The sequence below is a fragment of the Amycolatopsis sp. NPDC058986 genome (genome assembly GCF_042741125.1).
Lineage (GTDB): Bacteria > Actinomycetota > Actinomycetes > Mycobacteriales > Pseudonocardiaceae > Amycolatopsis.
This window is the reverse complement of record NZ_JBHYJW010000027.1, coordinates 100,134-118,721: the sequence shown is the minus strand read 5'-3', so window position 1 is coordinate 118,721 and position 18,588 is coordinate 100,134. Positions and strand designations below refer to the sequence as shown.

At 70.5% G+C, this 18,588-nt stretch carries 20 protein-coding genes; 14 read left to right on the top strand and 6 right to left on the bottom strand.

Going from position 1 to position 18,588, the window contains the following annotated elements; genetic code table 11:
• Window positions 1-180: 180 nt before the first annotated feature.
• The gene (locus tag ACFW0G_RS23925) at window positions 181-924 is read right to left on the bottom strand and encodes an SDR family NAD(P)-dependent oxidoreductase (protein WP_378327587.1); all 744 of its coding nucleotides are present in this window, start codon (window positions 922-924) and stop codon (window positions 181-183) included.
• 94 nt (window positions 925-1,018) lie between these two features.
• Here ACFW0G_RS23925 and ACFW0G_RS23920 point away from each other — a divergent pair, with 94 nt between their 5' ends.
• Entirely contained in the window at window positions 1,019-1,621 is a 603-nt protein-coding gene (locus ACFW0G_RS23920) for a TetR/AcrR family transcriptional regulator (protein WP_378327586.1), read from the top strand.
• 58 nt (window positions 1,622-1,679) lie between these two features.
• Here the strand turns inward: ACFW0G_RS23920 and ACFW0G_RS23915 are convergent, their stop codons facing one another.
• On the bottom strand, window positions 1,680-2,000 hold the full coding sequence (locus ACFW0G_RS23915; RefSeq protein WP_378327585.1) for a WhiB family transcriptional regulator: 321 nt from the start codon (window positions 1,998-2,000) through the stop codon (window positions 1,680-1,682).
• A gap of 230 nt (window positions 2,001-2,230) precedes the next feature.
• Here ACFW0G_RS23915 and ACFW0G_RS23910 point away from each other — a divergent pair, with 230 nt between their 5' ends.
• From ACFW0G_RS23910 to ACFW0G_RS23890, 5 genes are all read left to right on the top strand, one after another.
• Window positions 2,231-3,148, top strand: a complete 918-nt coding sequence (locus ACFW0G_RS23910; RefSeq protein WP_378327594.1) for a MerR family transcriptional regulator — start codon at window positions 2,231-2,233, stop codon at window positions 3,146-3,148.
• 9 nt (window positions 3,149-3,157) lie between these two features.
• On the top strand, window positions 3,158-4,009 hold the full coding sequence (locus ACFW0G_RS23905; RefSeq protein WP_378327584.1) for a hypothetical protein: 852 nt from the start codon (window positions 3,158-3,160) through the stop codon (window positions 4,007-4,009).
• Between the two features lie 140 nt (window positions 4,010-4,149).
• Window positions 4,150-4,746: a response regulator transcription factor gene (locus ACFW0G_RS23900; RefSeq protein WP_003073605.1), complete on the top strand. Its 597-nt coding sequence runs from the start codon at window positions 4,150-4,152 to the stop codon at window positions 4,744-4,746.
• 379 nt (window positions 4,747-5,125) lie between these two features.
• A complete protein-coding gene (locus ACFW0G_RS23895) occupies window positions 5,126-5,698 on the top strand; it encodes a sigma-70 family RNA polymerase sigma factor (RefSeq protein ID WP_345396876.1) in 573 nt (190 codons plus the stop codon).
• Window positions 5,699-6,679 carry an anti-sigma-D factor RsdA gene (locus tag ACFW0G_RS23890; protein ID WP_378327583.1) on the top strand — a complete coding sequence of 327 codons (981 nt, stop codon included), beginning with the start codon at window positions 5,699-5,701 and terminating at the stop codon, window positions 6,677-6,679.
• A 66-nt stretch (window positions 6,680-6,745) separates the two neighbouring features.
• Here ACFW0G_RS23890 and ACFW0G_RS23885 read toward each other — a convergent pair whose 3' ends face one another.
• Complete coding sequence (locus ACFW0G_RS23885) at window positions 6,746-7,141, bottom strand: DUF5319 domain-containing protein (protein WP_345397513.1); 396 nt, start codon at window positions 7,139-7,141, stop codon at window positions 6,746-6,748.
• A gap of 130 nt (window positions 7,142-7,271) precedes the next feature.
• On the opposite strand from ACFW0G_RS23885, the gene guaB reads away from it, so the two are divergent.
• From guaB to ACFW0G_RS23860, 5 genes are all read left to right on the top strand, one after another.
• Window positions 7,272-8,783, top strand: a complete 1,512-nt coding sequence (guaB, locus tag ACFW0G_RS23880; RefSeq protein WP_378327582.1) for an IMP dehydrogenase — start codon at window positions 7,272-7,274, stop codon at window positions 8,781-8,783.
• An 88-nt stretch (window positions 8,784-8,871) separates the two neighbouring features.
• Complete coding sequence (locus tag ACFW0G_RS23875) at window positions 8,872-9,348, top strand: DUF3574 domain-containing protein (RefSeq protein WP_378327581.1); 477 nt, start codon at window positions 8,872-8,874, stop codon at window positions 9,346-9,348.
• A gap of 213 nt (window positions 9,349-9,561) precedes the next feature.
• The gene (locus tag ACFW0G_RS23870) at window positions 9,562-10,695 is read left to right on the top strand and encodes a GuaB3 family IMP dehydrogenase-related protein (protein ID WP_378327580.1); all 1,134 of its coding nucleotides are present in this window, start codon (window positions 9,562-9,564) and stop codon (window positions 10,693-10,695) included.
• A 285-nt stretch (window positions 10,696-10,980) separates the two neighbouring features.
• Window positions 10,981-11,178, top strand: coding sequence for a hypothetical protein (locus tag ACFW0G_RS23865; RefSeq protein WP_378327579.1), 198 nt, complete (start codon window positions 10,981-10,983; stop codon window positions 11,176-11,178).
• Window positions 11,179-11,303: 125 nt separating this feature from the next.
• Window positions 11,304-13,013, top strand: a complete 1,710-nt coding sequence (locus ACFW0G_RS23860) for an FAD-dependent oxidoreductase (RefSeq protein ID WP_378327578.1) — start codon at window positions 11,304-11,306, stop codon at window positions 13,011-13,013.
• A 22-nt stretch (window positions 13,014-13,035) separates the two neighbouring features.
• On the opposite strand, the gene ACFW0G_RS23855 is transcribed toward ACFW0G_RS23860, so the two are convergent.
• Window positions 13,036-13,485: an ester cyclase gene (locus ACFW0G_RS23855; RefSeq protein ID WP_378327577.1), complete on the bottom strand. Its 450-nt coding sequence runs from the start codon at window positions 13,483-13,485 to the stop codon at window positions 13,036-13,038.
• Window positions 13,486-13,563: 78 nt separating this feature from the next.
• On the opposite strand from ACFW0G_RS23855, the gene ACFW0G_RS23850 reads away from it, so the two are divergent.
• Window positions 13,564-14,208, top strand: a complete 645-nt coding sequence (locus ACFW0G_RS23850; protein WP_378327576.1) for a TetR/AcrR family transcriptional regulator C-terminal domain-containing protein — start codon at window positions 13,564-13,566, stop codon at window positions 14,206-14,208.
• Between the two features lie 40 nt (window positions 14,209-14,248).
• Window positions 14,249-15,721 carry an FAD-binding oxidoreductase gene (locus tag ACFW0G_RS23845; protein WP_378327575.1) on the top strand — a complete coding sequence of 491 codons (1,473 nt, stop codon included), beginning with the start codon at window positions 14,249-14,251 and terminating at the stop codon, window positions 15,719-15,721.
• Here ACFW0G_RS23845 and ACFW0G_RS23840 read toward each other — a convergent pair.
• Window positions 15,718-17,163 (bottom strand): aldehyde dehydrogenase family protein, encoded by a 1,446-nt coding sequence (locus ACFW0G_RS23840; RefSeq protein ID WP_378327574.1) that lies wholly within the window; start codon window positions 17,161-17,163, stop codon window positions 15,718-15,720. The genes ACFW0G_RS23845 and ACFW0G_RS23840 overlap by 4 nt on opposite strands.
• Before the next feature lie 156 nt (window positions 17,164-17,319).
• Here ACFW0G_RS23840 and ACFW0G_RS23835 point away from each other — a divergent pair, with 156 nt between their 5' ends.
• Window positions 17,320-17,955 carry a rhomboid family intramembrane serine protease gene (locus ACFW0G_RS23835; RefSeq protein ID WP_378327573.1) on the top strand — a complete coding sequence of 212 codons (636 nt, stop codon included), beginning with the start codon at window positions 17,320-17,322 and terminating at the stop codon, window positions 17,953-17,955.
• A gap of 49 nt (window positions 17,956-18,004) precedes the next feature.
• Here ACFW0G_RS23835 and ACFW0G_RS23830 read toward each other — a convergent pair whose 3' ends face one another.
• The gene (locus tag ACFW0G_RS23830; protein WP_378327572.1) at window positions 18,005-18,580 is read right to left on the bottom strand and encodes a DinB family protein; all 576 of its coding nucleotides are present in this window, start codon (window positions 18,578-18,580) and stop codon (window positions 18,005-18,007) included.
• Window positions 18,581-18,588: the final 8 nt, after the last annotated feature.

Genomic DNA, 18,588 nt, shown 5'->3' with positions numbered 1-18,588 from the left:
CGTTTAGCCCGCTAAACGCACTCGGCCGGGGCGGGCTATCCGGGCGCGGTGGGGTGGAGCGGGTCAGGTGCGGCCAGATGCTTAGGCATGCTCAGCGCCGCGTTTAGCCCGCTAACTGCGCTCGCCGGGCTCTGCCGGAGCGCGTTTAGCGGGCTAAACGCGCTCGGGGCGGGGGTGGGGTCAGGCGGTGAAGCCGCCGTCGACGGTGATGGTGGTGCCGGTGATGTAGCGGCCACCGGGGCCGGCGAGATGGGCGACGGTCGCCGCGATGTCGGACGCGTCGGCGTAGTGGCCCAGCGCGATGTGCTCCAGCTGCGACGTCGAGTGCGGCCCGTCCGCCGGGTTCATGTCGGTGTTCGTCGAGCCGGGGTGCACGACGTTCGCGGTGATCCCCCGCGACCCCAGATCGCGCGCCAGCCCGCGGGTCAGGCCCGCCAGCGCCGACTTGCTCGCCGAGTACAGGCTCAGCCCCGGCCACGGCGCCCGGTCCGCCAGATCGCTCCCGATCGACACGATCCGCCCACCGCGGTCCATGTGCCGCACCGCGGCGCCCGCTGCCACGAGCACGGCCCGGACGTGCACCGCGAGCGTGTGGTCGATCGTCTCCACGCTCAGCTCGTCGACGGTGCCGGTCGGGAACACCCCCGCGTTGTTCACCAGGATGTCCAGCCGTCCCAGTTCGGCGGCCGCGCGGTCGACGGCGCCGGTCACCGCGGCGGCGTCCGCGCTGTCCGCCTGTATCGCGACGCCGCGACGGCCGAGGCCCTCGATCTCGGCGATGACCTTCTCCGCCCGGTCCCGCGAGCGCTCGTAGGTGATCGCGACGTCGGCGCCGTCCGTGGCCAGCCGGATGGCGATCGCCGCGCCGATGCCCCGGCCCCCGCCGGTCACCAGTGCCACCTTGCCCGCCAGCGGTGTGTTCATGGGAACTCCCCTTTCTTTAGTGGTCACTACATAAAAGGGGACGTAAGATCCGGGCGTCAAGGGTTTTTGTATCAGTCATTACAGAAGGTGGTCCATGTCACCGCGAGGACGTCCCAGGGCCTTCGACCGCGACCACGCGCTGACCGAGGCGATGTACGTCTTCTGGGCGCGTGGTTACGAAGGTGCGTCCCTGGCCGACCTGACGACGGCGATGGGCATCAACCCGCCGAGCCTCTACGCCGCGTTCGGTGGCAAGGAGGCGTTGTTCCGCGAGGCCGTGGGGCACTACTGCGAAAAGTACGGCGGCTTCACGGCCGCAGCGCTGCGAGAGCCGACGGCCCGTGTCGCCATCGAGGCGGTCCTCCGGGACAACGCGCGCGATTACGTCGACCCCGGCCACCCCAGCGGCTGCATGGTCGTGCTCGCCGCGACCAACTGCACGCCCGCGAACCAGGGGCTCTACACCTACCTTGCCGAGCTGCGCCGCGAAACCCAGGAGTCGATCACACATCGGCTGCGCCAGGGCCTGGAAGACGGCGATCTGCCCGCGAAGACCGACGTCGACGCGCTGGGTCGCTTCTACGCGACGGTGCTCTTCGGACTGTCGGTGCAGGCGCGTGACGGCGCGACCCTGTCCGAACTCGGCGCGTCGATCGACGTCGCGCTCGCCGCCTGGCCAGGGGAGTCGCGGAAATGACGGAGGGGCAGCGTCCACAAAGGACGCCGCCCCTCCGGAACGGCAGGCGGGAGAGGGCCTAGCCGTTCGACATGCTCATGGCGCGCTTGTCGGACTTGATGATGTGTTCCCGCTCGGATTCCGAGAGCCCGCCCCAGATCCCGTACGGCTCGTGTACGGCGAGTGCGTGGCTCCGGCACATCTGGAGCACCGGGCAGGCCAGGCAGACGGCCTTCGCCCTGGCTTCGCGGCGTGCTCTCGCCGGACCGCGCTCGCCATCCGGGTGAAAGAAGGACGCGCTGTCCATCCCCCGACACGACCCCTCCAGCTGCCAGTCCCACATGTCCGCGTTGGGACCCGGGAGCCTGCGCGTGTCTGCCATCCTGACCGCCTCCGTCATCCGGTCGATGCCTTTAGCTGCTCCGCTGTGGTGCTGCTACTCCATTCGGTGCAACGGCGGTAACGTTAGAAGCGCGCCAATACTTGTTCAAGAGATTCACCCCGATTCAGCCGTTAGGCATCCCCCGGATGTGTGAGCTGGGCTTTTGGCTCCGGTTGCCCGTCGCCCGGACGCCCGGGATATTGGGCCGCGTGGGAGCTGGGTCGGGCACGGAAGAACCCACCCTGCCGGTGGCCTCGGTCGCCCGCCGGCTCGGGGTCGCGCCGTCCACCCTGCGTACCTGGGACCGCCGCTACGGGCTCGGCCCGAGCAGGCACACCGACGGCAGGCACCGCCGTTACGGCAGTTCCGACATCGGACGTCTCGAACTCATGCAGCGCGCACTGCTCCGAGGTGCTTCGACGGCCGAAGCCGCCCGCTACGCCCTCGAGCAGATACCCCGATCCGGTCCGCCCGCGGCCGCGGAGATCGTCGGCGCGCTGGTGGACGAGCCGCAGGAGGAGAAGGAACCGGACGGTCACGAAGTGCCGTCCCGGCTGGCTCGCCGCCTCAGCACCGCGGCGCTCGCGATGGACGCCGGCGCGGTACAGCGGATGCTGGTCGACATCATCGGCGAACTCGGCGTCCTGTCCGCGTGGACCGGGGTGATCGAGCCCGTGCTGACCGCGCTGGGCGCGCGCTGGCGCGGAGTCAGCGCGGGCGCCGAGGTCGAGTACTTCCTGTCGGAGTGCGTTTTCGCCGCGCTCGTCCGCGCCACCCCGGTGCTCGACGAGCCCCGCAACACCCGCCCGGTGCTGCTCAGCTGTGTACCGGAGGAACGCGACAGCATGCCGATGTACGCGCTGGCCGCGTCGCTGGCGGAAAGGCGTGTCGGCGCCCAGCTCTTCGGGGCTCCGTTGCCCGCCGAGGTGCTCGCGGTCGCGGTACGCCGCAGCGCGCCCGCCGCCGTCGTGCTCTGGGCACGTCGTCGCGGTGCCGCCGATCCCCGGCTGTTCGCCAGGGTGTCGCGCGGGCGCCAGCGCAGCAGGCTGTTCGCCTGCGGGCCCGGCTGGGACCGCGCGACACTGCCCGGCAAGGTCGAGCTGCTGACGGATCTTTCCGCGGCCGCCGACCGCATCGAGCATGTTCTTGTCGGTGCGAGGCGCTAGAAAGGACAGGTGCAGGAACGCTCCCTGCGGACAGCCGCGTTCGGCGGTGACCCGCTGCCCGCCGGTCCCGTCGTGGTGCCGCCGTCCGCCACGCCGGTGGCGCGGCTGCTCGCGGCGATCGTCCTGGGCGCGCGGGGCCGGTATGCCGCCGCGGCGACGCTGCTGGCGGGCCTCGGCAAGGAGCCGAGCCCGCTCATCGCGTCGCTCGCGGGCAGCACGCTGGCTTCGCACCGGCGTCAGCTGGGCGGGCACGTCCGGGCCCGGGCGCTTGACGGGGAGGCCTACGCGCTGGCCATCGCGCTCCCGGACACCGGCCGCGACCCCGACGGGCTCGACGTGGCGGGAGCGCGTGCCGACGCGCTGCTCGGGCTCGCGGCGGACAACCTCGCGCTCGGCAGGCTCGCTGCCGCGCGCCGGCTGCTCGCGCTCGCGACGGCCGAGGAGGCGGGCTGGCGGGCCACGGTGCGTAGCGGCTGGGTCGGCGCCGAGATCGAACTCGCCGCGGGCAGGGCGGGCGAGGCCGTCGCTCCCGCGCGCCACGCGCTGGAAGCGGCGAGGGAACGCGGTGCCCGGCGGCACGAGATCAAATCCGGCATCGTGCTCGGAGTGGCACTGATGGCGGCGGGCGATCCCGGCGAGCGGGACAATGCGAGAGACCTTCTCGAAAACGCCTTGGCGGCGACGGAAAAAAGCGAACTCTATTCACTTTCTTGGGTGGTGGCCGGGGTGATGGCGGACCTTGGGGCAGGACACGCCGAGAAGTATCGATTCAGAGCCGCTGAGGTGTTGCACGCAGTGTTACGGCACGCAGATCCTTGCGGGAGGCGAATCGCGCGCGAATCGCCGTGGGTTCCGCCTTGACCGGGTTGAGCCTCTAGGAAACGGCGTTCCGGCATCCGGGCTAAGAAACTTCAAAAAAAGCCACCGGATCGTGTCAAGGTTCGGGCTAAAGCGTCCGATAGGGGAAGTGGAATGTCACCCGGCTGCAGGAAGGAAACCCCGTGACGACGGTCTTGATCTGCGACGACCGACGCAGTGTCCGTGAAGGGCTCACCCGTGTGATGTCCGCGGTCCCTGGGGTCAGTCGCATCGACTGCGTAGCGCACGGTGACGAGCTGCTGGCCCGGTACTCCCGCCAGCCGGTGGACGTCGTGCTGGTCGGGACGCAGCGTGCCGTCCCGACGGGCGTCGAAGCCACCCGTCGGCTCGTTTCCGCGAACCCCCAGGCCAACGTCATCGTGTTCGGCGCCCCGGACGACGCGGGCAGCATCGCCGCCGCGATCGCCGGCGGTGCCCGCGGCTACCTCCGGTGGGACGCCTCCCGTCCGGAGCTGGTCGCCGCGCTGGCGCACACGCTGGCCAGCACCTCGGTGCCCGCGCCGCGGCAGCCCTCCGACCCCGGTGTCCAGCTCACCGAGCGCGAGCTCCAGGTGCTGCGCGGGATGAGCCAGGGCAAGAGCAACGGCCAGATCGGGCGTGAGCTGTACCTGTCCGAGGACACCGTGAAGACGCATGCCCGGCGCCTGTTCCGCAAGCTCGGCGTGCGCGATCGCGCGCAGGCCGTCGCGCACGGCTTCCGGCGCGGCCTGGTCTCCTGATCCCGGGGCGAGCACTTCGTTCCTGAACGGCAGTACGGGTGACGACGGGCCAGGGCGGAGGCCGCCCTGGCCCGTAGCTGTGTTCCCGGTCACCCTTGATGTTTTCCGTCCGTTAACTCGGGCAGGCTTTTCCCGGCCCAGCCAGCATCGGGCCGCGTACCTGTCTGGTTCCTCACTCGTTGAACAGCTGTCTTCGGCGAGAAGAGCCAGGTAAGGCCGGAGCGGGAGAACCGGCGTCGCCACGGCGCGCCGGGGGACGACCGTGAGCGGACGTCGTCGACCGGCCAAAGGTACGGTAGATGTGACCGGCGCACGGGGAGAGTAACCATGCGCCGGGTTCTTTGCACGCCTACACGTAACACTGGGACTGTTGTCTGCGATGGCCAATGTGGGGGATGGACTGGATGAGCCGGTCGCCGCTGCTGTCGAGGGCGACCCACAGGCCGTCGAGCGGTTGTTGGCGGCCATCCGTCCACTGGTCGTGCGGTATTGCCGGGCCAGGGTTGGCAGGCAGGAGCGTTCGTTCGCTTCGGCAGACGACGTCGCGCAGGAGGTGTGTCTCGCGGTGCTCACGGCATTGCCCTCGTACCGTGATCAGGGGCGACCTTTCCTGGCCTTCGTCTACGGTATCGCCCAGCACAAAGTGGCAGACGCGCATCGGGCCGCGGCCCGCAACCGGGCGGAACCGGTGGCGGAGGTGCCCGACGAGGTCGAGGGCGGGGTCGGTCCGGAGCAGCGCGCGCTACAGGGTGAACTGAACGAGCGGATGTCGCAGTTGTTGCAGGTGCTGCCGGACAAACAGCGGGAGATCGTGGTGTTGCGGGTGGTCGTCGGCCTCTCCGCCGAGGAGACGGCGGACGCGGTGGGCTCGACGCCCGGCGCGGTCCGGGTCGCCCAGCACCGGGCGCTGGCGCGCCTGCGCAAGGTCCTCGCCGCCGAGGAGGTGATCTGAGTGACCGGGCGTGAGCGTGACGACAGACCGGGCGCCGAGCACGAGCAGACCGTGGGCTCGTCGGCATGGGGCAACGGGATGACCGCCTCCGAGGCGGAGTTCGCCGCCGACCTGTCCGCAGTCCAGGCCGACGACGCCTTGCTGGACGCCCTCGGCGGCTCGGACCCGGCGATCGCCGACAGCCTCGGCGACCAGGAACTCAACGCACTTCTCGTCGCCTGGCGACGGGACATCGACAGCGAGCCGCTCGCCGAGCTCGTGGACGTCGACACCGCCGTGCGCACCGTGGGCGCCGCGACACTGGCCCGCCGCCATTCCGGCCGGGGCCGTCGCAGGATGCTCGTCCCGGTCGCCGCCGCGGCCGCCGTGCTGGCCATCGCCTTCACCGGCACCGGGCTCGCCGCGCGTGACGCGCAGCCCGGGGACACGCTCTGGGGACTCACCAAGGTGCTCTACGCCGACCACGCGCGGTCGGTGGAAGCCGCCGCCGCGGCGAAACTGGACCTGGAGAAGGCGAATCTCGCGCTCGCCGGCGGCAATCTCGACCTCGCGCGCAAGGCGCTCGCCGACGCGCAGGCCGCGCTCAGCCAGGTCACCGACGCGGAGAACCGCGACCAGCTGATCCAGCAGCACCGTCAGCTCAGCGCCCAGCTGGACGATCCGACGGCGCCCGCGCCGCCGCCGGGCCAGCTGCCGTCCCAGCAGCCGCAGAACCCGACGACGAGCCCGTCGAACCAGGCCAGCGGCGCACCGACCACACTGCCGGGCAGCGGCGGCAGCACGAGCCTGCCGGTGACCAGCTCCACGCCGTCGCCGACGCCTCCGCCGCCGGTCACGCCGACCACGACCCCGCCGCCTCCGGTCACCACGACGACCCCCGCCACCGGCAACGGGCCGGGTGGCAGCGGCACTCCGCGCAGCGAAACGGGTGCGGGCGGCCAGGGCCAGCAGGGCCAGGCTGTCACGCCGTCGACGCCGTAACCCGGCACAGCAAAAAGGGCCTTGATGAGCGATCTCACCAAGGCCCTTTTTGCTGGTCGGCGGGCGTCAGTAGGCGCTTTCGTTCGCCGTCACGCCGTCCGCGAAGCCGCGGCAGTAGTCCCAGCTCACGTAGTCGCCGGGGTTGGGGTCGAAGGCCGGCTCGTGCGGCCGCATCCGGCCGTCGGCGAGCAGCTGCTCCAGGCTGGCCCGCAGCAGGTGCCAGTCGTGGTAGTGCGGCTCGTCGCATTCGCCGCAGTCCACCACGATGCCGCGCACCCCGCGCGGCTCGAGAAGTGCCTGGTAGACGGCCAGATCGGAGAGGTCGGCCAGCAGCTCGGTGCGCTCGTCGGGAGTGATCGGTTCGTCCAGCCTGTCGTCGCTGTCGAGGAAGGCGCGGGCCGGATCGTCCGGATCATCCGCGAAGGGGTCTGGGGGCAACACATCGTGCGGCACGGCCTGCACGGTACCGGGCGCGTGGTGCCGGTCCCCACCCGCCCGGGACCTGCGCGCGGCCCGGATATCATGAGGGGAAGGCCCACAGCGTCGTATCGCGGCCCTGTTCATCCCCCGCCAGGAAGGCCCTTCGCCTGCTATGACCAGCGACAGCGTGACCGCACCCGTGCCGAGCAAGTTCGCCATGCTCGGGCTGACCTTCGACGACGTGCTGCTGCTGCCCGCCGAATCGGACGTCGTACCGAGCGGGGTCGATACGAGTACGAGGCTGACCCGCAACATCACCCTGGGCGTCCCGCTGGTCTCCGCCGCGATGGACACCGTGACCGAGGCGCGGATGGCGATCGCCATGGCGCGTCAGGGCGGCATCGGCGTGCTGCAGCGCAACATGCCGATCGACGAGCAGGCCGCCGCGGTCGAGGTCGTCAAGCGCTCCGAGGCGGGGATGGTGACCGACCCGGTCACCTGCTCGCCCGACGCGACGCTGGCCGAGGTCGACGCCCTGTGCGCGCGGTTCCGGATCTCCGGTGTCCCGGTGACCGACGCGGCCGGGACGCTCGTCGGCATCATCACCAACCGCGACATGCGCTTCGAGGTCGACCACACCCGCCCGGTCAGCGACGTGATGACGAAGGCGCCGCTGGTCACCGCGCAGGTCGGCGTCACCGCGGACGCGGCGCTCGGGCTGCTGCGGCGGCACAAGATCGAGAAGCTGCCGATCGTCGACGGCGCGGGCAAGCTGCGCGGGCTGATCACGGTCAAGGACTTCGTCAAGACCGAGCAGTACCCGCGGGCCACCAAGGACCCGGACGGCAGGCTGGTCGTCGGTGCCGCGGTCGGCGTCGGCGTGGACGGCCACAAGCGCGCGATGGCGCTGGCCGACGCCGGTGTCGACGTGCTGATGGTGGACACCGCGCACGGCCACTCGCGGGCCGTCGTGGACGCCGTGGCGCTGCTGAAGAAGGAGCTGGGCGAGGCCGTCGACGTCGTCGGCGGGAACGTCGCGACGCGTGCGGGCGCGCAGGCGCTGGTGGACGCGGGCGTCGACGGCGTCAAGGTCGGGGTCGGGCCGGGTTCGATCTGCACCACGCGGATCGTCGCCGGCGTCGGCGTCCCGCAGATTTCCGCGATCTACGAGGCCGACCAGGCGTGCCGCCCGGCCGGGATCCCGGTGATCGGCGATGGCGGCATCCAGTACTCGGGCGACATCGCCAAGGCGATCGCCGCTGGCGCGTCCACGGTCATGCTGGGCAGCCTGCTGGCGGGCACCGCGGAGTCGCCCGGTGACCTGATCCTGGTCAACGGCAAGCAGTTCAAGGTCTACCGCGGGATGGGCTCGCTGGGCGCGATGCAGTCGCGTGGCGAGGCGAAGTCGTACTCGAAGGACCGCTACGCCCAGGACGACGTGCTCAACGAGGACAAGCTCGTCCCCGAGGGCATCGAGGGCCGGATCCCGTTCCGCGGGCCGCTGGCCAACGTCGTGCACCAGCTGGTCGGCGGGCTGCGCGCGGGCATGGGCTACGCCGGGGCGAACACGATCGCCGAGCTGCAGGAGGCGCAGCTGGTGCGGATCACCGCGGCCGGGCTCAAGGAGAGCCACCCGCACGACATCACGATGACCGTCGAGGCCCCGAACTACACGACCCGGTAGACAGCCCGTTCAGCCGTTCCGCCAGCCGGTCGGCACCCGGAAGACTTCCCGGATGTCGACCGGTTTCGGTTTCAGGAGGGACGGACGGATGTCGGTTTCGCGACGGGTGGTTTCGCGGCGGACGGTGGCGGCGGTGGCCGTGGTGGCGGTGCTGGGAGTCGGTGGGGGCGTCGCGGCGTCCTCGGCGTCGGCGTCCGCGGGCGGTGCGGCTTCTTCGGACGTCGCGGCGTCGCCTGGTGACGTGTGGAAGCGCACCGAGCTGTATTTCGGCACCGGGAAACCCGACGGCACCGAGGTGACGGACACCGAGTTCGGGATCTTCTCGGACAAGGAGCTGACCCGGGCCTTTCCGAACGGCTTCACGGAGCTGCCGGGCAAGGGACAGTGGAAGGGCGCGAACGGGCAGATCGTGCACGAACGGTCCCACGTGATCGTCATCGTGTACTCGTTCGCCGACGCCGCGAAGGCCAATACCGAGATCGAGCAGATCCGCGCGGACTACAAGAAGGAGTTCCAGCAGGAGGCCGTCATGCGCGCGGACTCCGTCCAGAAGGTCTCCTTCTAACCCCGCCGCCCCACCCTCCCCCGAGCGCGTTTAGCGGGCTAAATGCGCTCCTTAGCATGCCTAAGCGCCGCGTTTAGCCCGCTAACTGCACTTCAGGGCGGGTGCGCGAGGTGGGCCGCGGCGGGGTTGGGGTGCCCCCGTGCGTAGGTCACCCACGCGGCCTAGCGACAATGGGGCGTAAGACTGGGGCGTGACCACGAGAAGGGACTTACCGTGCGGGATCTGGTCGAGATCGGCATGGGCCGCACCGCGCGGCGGGCGTATGGCCTCGACGACGTGGAGATCGTGCCTTCGCGGCGCACCCGGTCGTCGTCGGTGGTGTCCACCGCCTGGCAGATCGACGCGTACCGGTTCGACCTGCCGCTGATCACCCACCCGACCGACGCGATCGTGTCGCCGGGCACGGCCGTGGCTGTCGGCGAGCTCGGCGGTCTCGGCGTGCTCAACGCCGAAGGGCTCTGGGCCCGGCACGCGAACGTCGAGGACACGATCTTCCGGCTAGTCCGTGCCGCCGAGGACACCGAGGACCCGACCGCCGTCGTGCGGGTCCTGCAGGAGCTGCACTCGGCGCCGATCCGGCTCGACCTGCTGAGCGAGGCGATCAAGACCGTCCGCGAGTCCGGGGTCACCGTGGCCGCGAGGGTCAGCCCGCAGCACGCCGCCGAGCTGACGCCCGACCTCCTCGCCGCCGGTGTCGAAATCCTGGTCGTCCAGGGCACGATCATCTCCGCCGAGCACGTCCAGCGCGACGCCGAGCCGCTGGACCTCAAGGACTTCATCGGGCGTCTCGACGTCCCGGTGATCGCGGGCGGTGTCAGCGACTACCGCACCGCGATGCACCTCATGCGCACCGGCGCGGCCGGGGTCATCGTCGGCCATGGCGCCACCCCCGGCGTGACCAGCACGGACCGCGTCCTCGGCATCGGCGTCCCGATGGCCACCGCGATCATCGACGCCGCCGCCGCGCGCCGTGACTACCTCGACGAGACCGGCGGCCGCTACGTGCACGTCCTCGCCGACGGCGGGATCAGCACCTCGGGCGACATCGCGAAGGCCATCGCCTGCGGTGCCGACGCCGTCATGCTGGGCGCGCCGCTGGCCGCGGCGTCCGACGCGCCGGGTCAGGGCCTGTACTGGACGGCCGCCGCCGCGCACCCGTCGCTGCCGCGTTCCCGCGTCGCCGCGGGCCCGGACTACGCCGTCGACCTCAAGACCCTGCTGTTCGGCCCGTCGTCGGACGCCGAGGGCGTCGTGAACCTCTTCGGCGCGCTGCGCCGCGCGATGGCGAAGACCGGCTACTCGGACCTGAAGGAGTTCCAGCGCGTCGGCCTCACCGTCCGCGCCTGACCTCGGCCGCGAAGTGCGTTTAGCCCGCTAAACGCACTTCGCGAGCCGCTTGGCGTAACGCTCCCGAGTCAGCTGGTCACCTGGTGTCCCAGGGCTTAGCATCGAACACGCGGAGGGGAGTATTCCCCTAGCGGCGGTGTCGTCAACACGGTGCCCGTTCTCCGAGGCCCCGGCACCGTCGGCCGGTTCCGAACCGGCGGAAGAGACCTCCGGCTGCTTGTTCATGCCTTCGTCCCGCTCGGGTCCGTCACGGACTTGGCCGGACGCTGCTTGAGAGGTCGCCGGATGAGTTCGATCAGCCCTGAGTACGTCCTGGGCGCGGGCGGTGCGGTCGTGGGAAGCCTGCTCATACGCCTGTTGGCCCTGTTCATCGCGCTACGCGGCACCACGCCGGGGGAGCGTCCGGCGATCATCCGGGCCCTCGGCGACCTCTTCCGGCTCTTTCCCCGGCGCCCACCCCGGCAACCTCCGCGCTCCCGCTGACCGCCCCACCAGTCACAGGAGCCCCAACCGAGCGCGTTTAGCGGGCTAAACGCACTCGGGGGCCCGGGTAACCGGCGGGTAACTTACCTCTGGTCAGGTGGCGTGGGCCGGGTTACGCTCAGGGTGTGACTGCCAGTAACACCACCACGGGGCAAGAGCTGGACTACGACGTCGTCGTGGTCGGATCCGGATTCGGCGGCAGTGTCGCCGCGCTCCGGCTCACCGAGAAGGGCTACCGCGTCGCCGTCGTCGAGGCGGGCCGCCGCTTCGCCGACGACGAGTTCGCGAAGACGTCCTGGGACCTCAAGCGCTACCTCTGGGCGCCCCAGCTCGGCTGCTACGGCATCCAGCGCGTCCACATGCTCTCCGACGTGATGGTGCTCGCGGGCGCCGGCGTCGGTGGTGGCTCACTGGTGTACGCCAACACGCTCTACCGTCCGCTCAAGCCGTTCTACCGCGACCGGCAGTGGGCGCACATCACCGACTGGGAGTCCGAGCTCGCGCCCCACTACGACCAGGCCAGTCGCATGCTCGGCGTCGTCACCAACCCGACGATCACACCGTCGGACGTCGTCATGCGTGACGTCGCGAAGGACATGGGCGTGGCAGACAGCTTCCACCCGACCCCGGTCGGCGTGTACTTCGGCAAGCCGGGCGAGCGCGTGCGGGACCCGTACTTCGGCGGTGCGGGGCCCGACCGCGTCGGCTGCACCGAATGCGGCTCATGCATGACCGGCTGCCGCGTCGGCGCGAAGAACACACTGGTCAAGAACTACCTCTACCTCGCCGAGCAGGACGGCGCGAAGGTCATCCCGCTCACCACGGTGACTGCGATTAGCCCGCTAAACGCAGGTCAGGGCTACGAGGTGAGCCTGCGGAAGACCGGGACGACGTCGCGCAGGTTCCGGCACACGATCACCGCGGGCCAGGTGGTGCTCGCCGCGGGGACCTGGGGCACGCAGAACCTCCTGCACAAGATGAAGGACACCGGCAGGCTGCCGAAGCTCTCGAAACGGCTCGGCGAGCTGACCCGCACCAACTCCGAGGCCATCATCGGCTCCGGGCGCACCAAGGTCGACCCGGACCGGGACTTCAGCCGTGGCGTCGCGATCACCTCGTCCATCCATCCGGACGAGAACACCCACATCGAGCCGGTCCGCTACGGCAAGGGCAGCAACGCGATGAGCATGCTGCAGACCATCGCCACCGACGGCGCTTCACGCGTCCCGCGCTGGCGCCAGGCCGTCAACTTCATGCTCAAACATCCCGTCCAGACCGCGCAGCTGCTCAACGGCTACCGCTGGAGCGAGCGCACGGTGATCCTGCTGGTGATGCAGAGCCTCGACAACTCGATCACCACCTACACCAAGCGCGGGCTCTTCGGCCGCCGCAAGTACACCTCGAAGCAGGGACACGGCGAGCCCAACCCGAGCTTCATCCCGGCCGGGCACGAGGCCAACGAGCGGACCGCGGAGCACATCGGCGGCATCGCGGGCGGGACATGGGGCGAGATCTTCGACATCCCGCTCACCGCGCACTTCATCGGCGGCGTGCCGATCGGTGCCAGCGCCGAAGAGGGCGTCATCGACCCGTACCACCGGGTGTACGGTTATCCCGGACTGTCCGTTGTGGACGGTGCGGCGATCACGGCGAATCTCGGCGTCAACCCGTCGCTCACCATCACCGCGCAGGCCGAGCGCGCGTTTTCGTTCTGGCCCAACAAGGGCGAGGCGGACGCGCGTCCCGGGCAGGAAACGGGTTACGTCCGCCTCGATCCGGTCGCGCCGAAGAACCCGGCCGTGCCCGCGAACGCGCCTGCCGCGCTGCGCCGCTGAGATGTTGATGTGCTGAGGCGCGTCACGACGCCTGGCGAGGCGCCGCGAGTTCGTCGTCGTCACCGATGATGCCGAGTTGCTGGAGCACGCCGAAGCGGTCGGTCAGCGCGTCGAATTCGGCGATCTTGCCGTCGTGCAGCCGGACCACGACAAAGCCGCGCCACGTCGCGTGCTTGCCGGTCGCTTCGCCGCGGCGGTAGTACCCGGTGTTCGTGGCCGACAGCGAGATAGTCGCCGCCACCGTGTCGCCCTCGGCGAGCATCGTCTCGACGCCGACGTGGATGTCCGGGAACGCGACGAGCATCTGCTCCCAGCCCGCCCGGAAGTTCTCGAGCCCGCCGCTGGGCGCGTCGACGACGATCGGGCCGGTCTCGGTGACGTCGTCCGTGACCACCTCGCCGATGTCGCGCAGGTCGTGCGCGTTGACCATGTCCAGGAACCGGCCCAGGACGTTCTTGGCGTGCTTGCTCACGTCTCCTCGTTTCTTACGCTGTAAGAGTGGCTGTGCGGCTAGTCTGCCCTTACGGTGTAAGAATCGTCAAGGGGCGTCATGAGCGATCGTCGTGCCAGGCCGCGAGCCGGTCTGACCAGAGAACGCGTCGTGGACGCGGCGCTGGAGTTTGTGGACGAGCACGGCGTGGCCGCGCTGTCGATGCGCAAGCTCGGCGCGACGCTGGACGTCGAGGCGATGACCCTCTACCACTACGTGCCCAACAAGGACGCGCTGTTCGAAGCGCTGGTCGACCGGCTCACCGCGCCGCTGGGGGACGTGCTGCCCGAGCCGGGCGAGACGTGGGAGCGGTGGCTGGGCCGTCTCGCCCGCGCGTACCGTGCCGAGTTGCTGGCCCATCCCGGGGTGCTACCCCTCGCCGCCACCCGGCCGGTGACCAGTCGCGCCGCGCTCGGACACGTCGAGACCGCGCTCCGGGTGCTCACCGACGCCGGATTCGAGCCGGTCCACGCGCTCGACGTGCTGAACACGGTGACGACGTTCGTGCTCGGTCACACGCTCGCCGAAGCCGGGCGGCCACCGGGTGCCGAACAGTCCGATGTGGACAGCACCGGCGAACTCGATCCGGCGGAATTCCCGCTGCTCACCAGGGCTCTGGCCGACGGTGCACGGCACGGCGAACGGTTCGATTTCGCGCTCGCCTCGCTGCTCGCCGGGCTGGTCTCGGGTGCCCCCGGCGGGTGAGGCCAGGCAACCGAGCCGCGGCACGGACGTCTTACCGGGCATGAGGGTCGGACGAAGGACGTTTCTGCGGCTGGCCGGGGTTTCGGCCGCCGGCGCGGTGGCCGCCGCCTGCTCGCCGGGCCGGGGTACGCCGCCGTCGACCTCGACGACCTCGGCGCCGGCACCGTCCACATCGGCCAGTCCGGTGCCCACGGGCCCGCCCGACTGGAACGCCTTGCGTGGCAAGCTTTCCGGCGATCTTGTGTTGCCACGCGACAGCGGGTTCGGTGTCGCCAAGAACGCCTACAATCCGCTCTTCGACAACCACACGCCCGCCGCGGTGGCGAAATGCGCGAATGCCGAAGACGTCCAGGCGTGCGTCACGGCGGCCGCACGACGGCTCCCGATCGCGGCGCGTGGCGGCGGGCACAGCTACGCCGGATACTCGGCACCCGACCAGGGCCTGGTCCTCGACCTCGGCAAACTGTCCAGTGTGGACGTTCAGGGAGACCGCGTCGTCGTCGGCGCGGGGGCACGGCTCAAGGACGTCTACGCGGCGCTCGGCCAGGCCGGGCGCAGCCTGCCCGCCGGGTCATGCCCGAGTGTCGGCATCGCCGGGCTGACCCTCGGCGGCGGGATCGGTGTGCTCACCCGCAAATACGGGCTGACGTGCGACCACCTGGAGTCCGCGCAGATCGTTACGGCGGACGGAAAGCTGCGCACGGTCTCCGCCGGTTCCGAGCCGGACCTCTTCTGGGCACTGCGTGGTGGGGGAGGCGGGAACTTCGGCGTGGTCACGTCGTTCACGTTCCGCACCGACCCGGCGCCGAGCGTCACCACCTTCTCGCTGAAGTTTCCGTCCGGCGCGGCGGACGACGTGCTCAACGCCTGGCAGTCCTGGATTTCGGCCGCACCACGGGAACTCTGGTCGAACCTCGTGATCTCCGGCGGCTCGCCGGTGCAGTGCCGTGTCGGCGGCTGCTACGTCGGCAGTTCCGCGGCGTTGACTCCGCTGCTGAACGATTTCGTTTCCCGGTCGGGTGCGACGCCGACCTCCCGCAGCGCGCGCGGCATGGGCTATTCGGCCGCCATGGACTACTTTTCCGGCAGCGAGGATCGACAGTCCTTTGTGGCCTCTTCGCGGATCGTCACGCACCCCGTGGACGGGGGAAAGGTCACCGCGCTCGCGTCGGGAAAGTCCGGAATGGACCTGCTGATCGATAGCCTCGGTGGTGCGGTGAGCGACGTGGCGCCGACGGAAACCGCTTTCTGGCACCGCAAAGCGCTTGCCAGCGTGCAGATCTACGCACCGGCGACGGCCCGGAACCGGGACGCGGTGGCCCGGTCGGTGGCCGAGGTCGTCTCCGGACTGGCCTCCGCCGGCGCCGGCGGTGGCTACGTCAACTACATCGATCCCGAGTTGCCCGACTGGGCCGCGGCGTACTACGGGGACAACGTCGCCCGGCTCAAGCAGATCGCGAAGACCTATGACCCGGACGCCGTCTTCCGTTTTGCCCAGGGCGTGACGGCCTAGAGTTCGATCCCGGTGAACACCGTGACCCGCTCCTCGGTGAGGTCGTTCATCGCCGACAGCACGCCCTCGCGTCCGACACCGGAGCCCTTGACGCCGCCATAGGGCATCTGGTCGGCTCGGTAGGACGGCACGTCGCCGATGATCACGCCGCCGACCTCCAGTTCCGACGCGGCGTGGAAGGCCAGCTGCACATCGGTGGTGAAAACCCCGGCCTGCAAGCCATACGCGGATTCGTTGACGGCGGCGAACGCCGCATCCACACCGTCCACAACGGACACCGCGAGCACGGGGCCGAAGATCTCCTCCGCCCACGCCTTCGCGTCCGCGGGGACGTCGGTGAGCAGGGTCGGCGCCACGTTCGCGCCGTCGCGGGTCCCGCCGGTGAGCACCTTCGCGCCGCCCGCGACGGCTTCACCGATCCACACCTCGATCCGCTCCGCCGCGGCTTCGTCGACGACCGGGCCGACGTCGGTGTTGCGGTCGTACGGATCGCCGACCCGCTGCGCCTCGACGGCTTCCCGCAGTGCCGGAAGGAATTCGCCGGCGATGGCGGCGTCGACGATCACCCGCTGGACCGCGATGCACGACTGGCCTGCCTGGTAATTGCCGAACGTCGCGATGCGCTGGGCAGCCCCCTCGGGGTCGGGCCAGTCCCGCAGCACGACGGCCGCCGCGTTGCCGCCGAGCTCCAGCACGACGTGCTTGCGAGGCGCGGCGTCCGCGAGCGACCAGCCGACCGGGCCGGAGCCGGTGAACGACACCACCGGCAGCCTGGCGTCCGCGACCAGTGCCGAAGTTTCCTCGTTTCCCAAGGGCAGCACCGAAAACGCGCCATCGGGCAGCTCCGTTTCGGCCAGGATCTCGCCGAGGATCAGCGCCGACAGCGGCGTGCGCGGGGCCGGTTTGACGATGATCGGGGCGCCGACGGCCAGTGCCGGGGCGACCTTGTGCGCCACGAGGTTCAGCGGGAAGTTGAACGGTGCGATGCCCAGCACCGGCCCGCGCGGCACCCGGCGGGTCAGCGCCAGCCGCGCCTCGCCCGCCGGATCGGTGTCCAGCCGCTGGACGTCGCCGGTGAACCGCCGGGCCTCCTCGGCGGCGATCCGGAACACCGAAACCGCGCGGTTCACCTCGGCTTCGGCCCACTTGAGCGGTTTGCCGTTCTCCGCCGTGATCACCTCGGCGATCTCCTCGGCACGGGCCTTGAGCCGGCGGGAGACGTGGTCGAGTGCGGCGGCGCGGACATGTGCCGAGGTGCGGCGGAACTCCTTCGCCACCGACACGGCCGCGGCGACGGCGCGTTCGACCTGGTCCGGACCCGGGACCGCCACGGTCGCGACCTCGCTGCCGTCGTACGGGTGATGCACGACGAGCGTCGAGGCGCCCTGCTCGGGGCGTCCGGCGATCCAGGCGGGGCGGGGCTCGGGGGTGATCATGTCCATGCGCACCAAGGTATTCGCCGCCGGTGTCCCCGGTGTGGATACCCACCCGTCCGGGGCAATCGGCGGGTCGTCACGGCTCGCTCCGTGACGCTTCGCCGGGAGGAGTGATGACAAACGTCGTGGGTCCGGCGCGACCCGCGGCTTTACCTTTCTTTCATGACCACTGTCGTATCCCGCCTGGCGTCCCGGAATCCGTATTTCGCCGTTTTCGCGCGTATCGGCGTTGCGCGGCGGCCGGTGCTGACGGCGGTGGTTTTCGCCGTGACCGCGCTGGCGGGTGTCGCCCAGCTCGTGAGCCCCGGCCTGTACGACCACGTACGGCGGGACGCGGCGGCGATCGACGCCGGTGAATGGTGGCGGCTGGTCACCGGGATGTTCTTCCAGGACGGCTGGGCGCTGGGGCTCGTGTTCAACCTGGTGATCCTGGCTTTGTTCGGGGTGGCCGCCGAGCAGGTCTTCGGGCGGACGCGGTGGCTGGTGCTCTACTTCGGCTGCGGGCTGTTCGGGCAGGCGATGAGCTATCTGTGGCTGAACCCGGCCGGGGCGGGCAACTCGATGTGTGTCGCGGGCCTGCTCGGGGCGTTGACGACGGCGGTGCTGCTCGCGCCGTCGCGGTTCGGGGTCCGCGTGGAGCGGCGGCTGTGGCTCGGCGCGTTCGCGGTTCCGGCGCTCGCGGTCGTCGACACGCTCGTCCACGACAACCACGGCCTGCCCGCACTCCTCGGGATGGCCCTCGCCTTCCTCCTGCTCCCGCGCTCCCGCACCCGCCCCGAGGCGCAGTTAGCGGGCTAATCGCGGTCCTTAGCGTGCCTAAGTGCCGCGTTTAGCCCGCTAAACGCACTCAGCTGGGGCTGAAGTGGCTGGTGTGACGGTTCCGGTAGAGGTCGCGGAGCAGCAGGATCTCGGCGCCGTGGTGGATGGTCTCGCGGTGGATGTGCAGGACGAGGGTGGTCATCGGCTCCTCGGCATAGGGGCCTTCGGCGGAGCCGCAGGGCTCGGCGAGGCCGTCGGCGTCGAGGCCACGGACGCCGCCGATCCAGCTCGCGTAGGCGTCGTCGAGCTGGCTGAGCGCTTCGGTGGCGGTGGTCGCGTAGGGGAAGGTGCCGTAGTCCATCGGCGGGCCGCCGAAGTGGGAGGCGGCGCGCATGCCGAGGACACCGACGATGACGTGCGCGAGCCGCCACGCGATGGTCGTCACCGGCGGCGGCTCCGGCGCGGGGAAGGCCCAGTCGATGACGTGACTGCCGCCGCCCGGCGCGTCAACGTCGTCGTCCCGGCGCGGGCGCACGGTCCAGCAGCCGTCCACGGGCTCCCAGCAGTATTCGTCGTCGGTCAGCGTCGCCAGTTTGGGGCGAAGGTGGTTGTGCCAATGCCAGTCGAGTTGCTCGGCGAGGTGGGCGGGCCAGTCGATGCTCATGTCCGCGA

Bases quoted from the DNA above. Each gene is read 5' to 3' on its own strand.
- ACFW0G_RS23875 (WP_378327581.1), top strand. From the start codon at position 8,872: ATGTCGGTTTCGCGACGGGTGGTTTCGCGGCGGACGGTGGCGGCGGTG.
- ACFW0G_RS23845 (WP_378327575.1), top strand. From the start codon at position 14,249: ATGAGGGTCGGACGAAGGACGTTTCTGCGGCTGGCCGGGGTTTCGGCC.
- ACFW0G_RS23840 (WP_378327574.1), bottom strand. From the start codon at position 17,163: ATGGACATGATCACCCCCGAGCCCCGCCCCGCCTGGATCGCCGGACGC.
- ACFW0G_RS23835 (WP_378327573.1), top strand. From the start codon at position 17,320: ATGACCACTGTCGTATCCCGCCTGGCGTCCCGGAATCCGTATTTCGCC.
- ACFW0G_RS23830 (WP_378327572.1), bottom strand. From the start codon at position 18,580: ATGAGCATCGACTGGCCCGCCCACCTCGCCGAGCAACTCGACTGGCAT.
- ACFW0G_RS23915 (WP_378327585.1), bottom strand. From the start codon at position 2,000: ATGACGGAGGCGGTCAGGATGGCAGACACGCGCAGGCTCCCGGGTCCC.
- ACFW0G_RS23895 (WP_345396876.1), top strand. From the start codon at position 5,126: ATGGCCAATGTGGGGGATGGACTGGATGAGCCGGTCGCCGCTGCTGTC.
- ACFW0G_RS23925 (WP_378327587.1), bottom strand. From the start codon at position 924: ATGAACACACCGCTGGCGGGCAAGGTGGCACTGGTGACCGGCGGGGGC.
- ACFW0G_RS23865 (WP_378327579.1), top strand. From the start codon at position 10,981: ATGAGTTCGATCAGCCCTGAGTACGTCCTGGGCGCGGGCGGTGCGGTC.
- ACFW0G_RS23920 (WP_378327586.1), top strand. From the start codon at position 1,019: ATGTCACCGCGAGGACGTCCCAGGGCCTTCGACCGCGACCACGCGCTG.
- guaB (WP_378327582.1), top strand. From the start codon at position 7,272: ATGACCAGCGACAGCGTGACCGCACCCGTGCCGAGCAAGTTCGCCATG.
- ACFW0G_RS23850 (WP_378327576.1), top strand. From the start codon at position 13,564: ATGAGCGATCGTCGTGCCAGGCCGCGAGCCGGTCTGACCAGAGAACGC.